Source organism: Salipiger sp. HF18, from assembly GCF_011806505.1.
Classification (GTDB): domain Bacteria; phylum Pseudomonadota; class Alphaproteobacteria; order Rhodobacterales; family Rhodobacteraceae; genus Salipiger; species Salipiger thiooxidans.
Genome location: NZ_JAATOS010000493.1, coordinates 1 through 2908 on the forward strand (window position 1 = coordinate 1; position 2908 = coordinate 2908).

The following is a 2908-nucleotide window of genomic DNA, read 5'->3' on the forward strand; positions in this document are numbered from 1 at the left end:
GCGACATCTGGTACGGGCGGGTGCCCGGCCTTACCCCCGGCCAGCACTACGGGCTGCGCGCCGAGGGGCCCTTTGCCCCGCGCGACGGCCACCGATTCAATCCCGCCAAGCTGCTGGTCGACCCCTACGCCCGGCGGCTCTCGGGTCACCCGCTCTGGCATGACTCGCTCTACGGCGGCGCCGAGGCACCCGATCCCCGCGACAGCGCCCGCTTCATGCCGAAATGCGTGGTCGAGGACACCAGCTATGACTGGGGCCACCACGAGGCGCCTGAGACGCCGCTCGAGCAGAGCATCCTCTACGAGGCCCACGTGAAGGGGCTGACCCGGCGCTTTCCGGGGCTCGACCATCCGGGCCAGTTCCTCGGGATCGCGTCGGACCCGGTGCTCGAACACCTGATCAAGCTCGGCGTCACCGCCATCGAGCTTTTGCCTTCCTCAACGACCGCTTCCTCGTAAAGAAGGGGCTGGTGAACTACTGGGGTTACCAGACGCTGGGCTGCTTCGCCCCCGAGCCGCGCTACCTCTCGCACGGGCGGCTCTGGGAATTCCAGTACATGGTCGCGCGGCTGCATTCGGTGGGCATCGAGGTCATCCTTGACGTGGTCTACAACCACAGCTGCGAGGGCGACGAGAACGGCCCGACGCTGGCCTTCCGCGGGCTCGACAACCGGTCCTACTACCGGCTGCACGACGACAAGCGCTTCTACATCAACGACACCGGCACTGGGAACACGCTCAACGTCGACCACCCGATGGTGCTGCGCATGGTGCTCGACAGCCTGCGCTACTGGGCGACGACCATGGGCGTGGACGGGTTCCGCTTCGATCTCTGCTCGACGCTGGGTCGCACGACGAATGGCTTCGAGCCCGACGCCGCCTTCTTCAAGGCGATCCGGCAGGACCCGGTGCTGGCGCAGAAGAAGCTCATCGCCGAGCCCTGGGACATCGGCCCCGGCGGCTACCAGCTGGGCGGCTACCCGCCGCCCTTTGCGGAGTGGAACGATCAGTACCGCGACGGCGTGCGCCGGTTCTGGCGCGGCGATGTGGGCCATGTGCCGGTGCTTGCCGACCGCATCACCGGCTCGGCCGGGATCTTCGACCATGGCGGCCGCAACGCCACCTCCTCGGTCAATCTGATCACTGCCCATGACGGTTTCACGCTGATGGACACGGTGAGCTACCGGATGAAGCACAACGAGGCCAACGGCGAGGACAACCGCGACGGCCATGGCGAGAACTACTCGGACAATTTCGGCGTCGAGGGCCCCAGCAACGAGCCGGTGATCCTTGACGCCCGCGCGCAGCGCCGCCGCAACATGCTGGCGACGCTGCTGCTCAGCCAGGGCACGCCGATGATCCTTGCCGGCGACGAGCTGGGCCACAGCCAGAAGGGCAACAACAACGCCTATGCGCAGGACAACGACACAAGCTGGATCGACTGGGACGCCGCCGATGCCGAGTTCCTCGAGTTCACGCGCTGGATCATCAGCTTCCGCAAGGCCCACCCGATCCTGCGCCAGAAGCGCTTCCTGCACTCGCGCCCGCGCAAGGTGGACGGGGTGCCGGACCTGTTCTGGTGGCGCCCGGACGGGCAGGAGATGACCCGCGCCGACTGGACCAACGGTCACCTGCACGTGCTCTGCGCCGAGTTCCGCATGGCCAGCGGCACGCCGAAGTTCGCCCAGCGGGAAGAGGCGATCTACCTCGCCTTCAACGCCGGCGACGACGTCGAGCTGACCCTGCCCGGCCTGCCCGAGGGCTTCCGCTGGGTGCGCCACGTGGACACCTCGCAAACCATGCTCACCGCCGAGCCGGTGACGTCCCCCATCACGCTCGCCGCGAATTCCGTGCTTGCCCTGGTCGAGGAGCCGGCATGACCGATCAGACCCTGAACGACCGCGCCCTGCGCGCGGGCATCATTCCCGAATTCCGTGATCTCTTCGGCGTCACCCAGACCGCCACCGACGAGACCAAGCTCGCACTTCTGCAGGCCATGGGGCTCGACGGCGACGACATCGCGCCGACGCCGCTGCTGCCGCGCTGGCACGTCTGCGAGCCCGGCGTGCCGGTGGCGCTCGACTGCCCCGGTGACTGGCGCCTGCGGCTCGAGGACGGGACAGAGACCGAGGGACGCGGCCCCCTGCCCGCGCTGCCGCTGGGCCGGCACCTGCTGGAAAGCGCCGGCGCCCGCTGTTGGCTGCTGTGGGGGCTGATGGCGCCGCTCGCCTGCCTGCGCAGCCCCGACGAGGGTGGCATCGGCAGCTACGACGACCTCGCACAGCTCGCCGAGGGCGTGGGCGCGCTCGGCGGGGCCTTCCTCGGCATCAACCCGATCCACGCGGGCTTCCCCGTCGATCCCGGCGGCTTCAGCCCCTACACGCCCTCGCACCGCCGCCGCTTCGCCCCGCTCTACCTGCCGACCGCCACCCGCGCGCCCGAGCCCGGGCCGCTGGTGGTCCTGCCCGATGAGCTGCCGGCGCGGATGCAGGCGCTTGAGGACGAGTTCCGCGCGGCCCCTCCCGGTGCCGCCTTCGACGCCTATCTCGAACACGAGGGCGAGGCGCTGCGGATCTTCGCCCTGCATCAGGCGCTGTCGGAGAAGCTTGGCGCCTACTGGGACAGCTGGCCCGCCGCCTACCACGACCCCAAGGGCGAAACCGTCAGGCAGGCCGCCCACGAGCTGGCCGGGCGCAGCCGCTTCCACGCCTGGCTGCAGTACAAGGCCGAGGGCGCGCTCAGCGAGACGCAGCACCGCGCCAAAGCAAGCGGCATGGACCTCGGGCTCTATCTCGACCTCGCCGTCGGCACCCATCCGCACGGCGCCGAGACTTGGGAGGACCGGCAGAGCTTTGCCTTCGGTGCCAGCCTCGGCGCCCCGCCCGACGCCTTCGCGCCACAGGGCCAGA

The 2908-nt window shown here is 69.5% G+C and carries 1 protein-coding gene and 1 pseudogene; both read left to right on the top strand.

The annotated features are described in order from the left end of the window. Positions 1-1879: pseudogene (gene glgX / locus HC022_RS23020) on the top strand (glycogen debranching protein GlgX); the annotation flags it as partial. Next, on the top strand, positions 1876-2908 hold a 1033-nt coding region (locus HC022_RS23025), incomplete at its 3' end, for a 4-alpha-glucanotransferase (protein ID WP_175583705.1). The pseudogene glgX and the gene HC022_RS23025, both read left to right, overlap by 4 nt.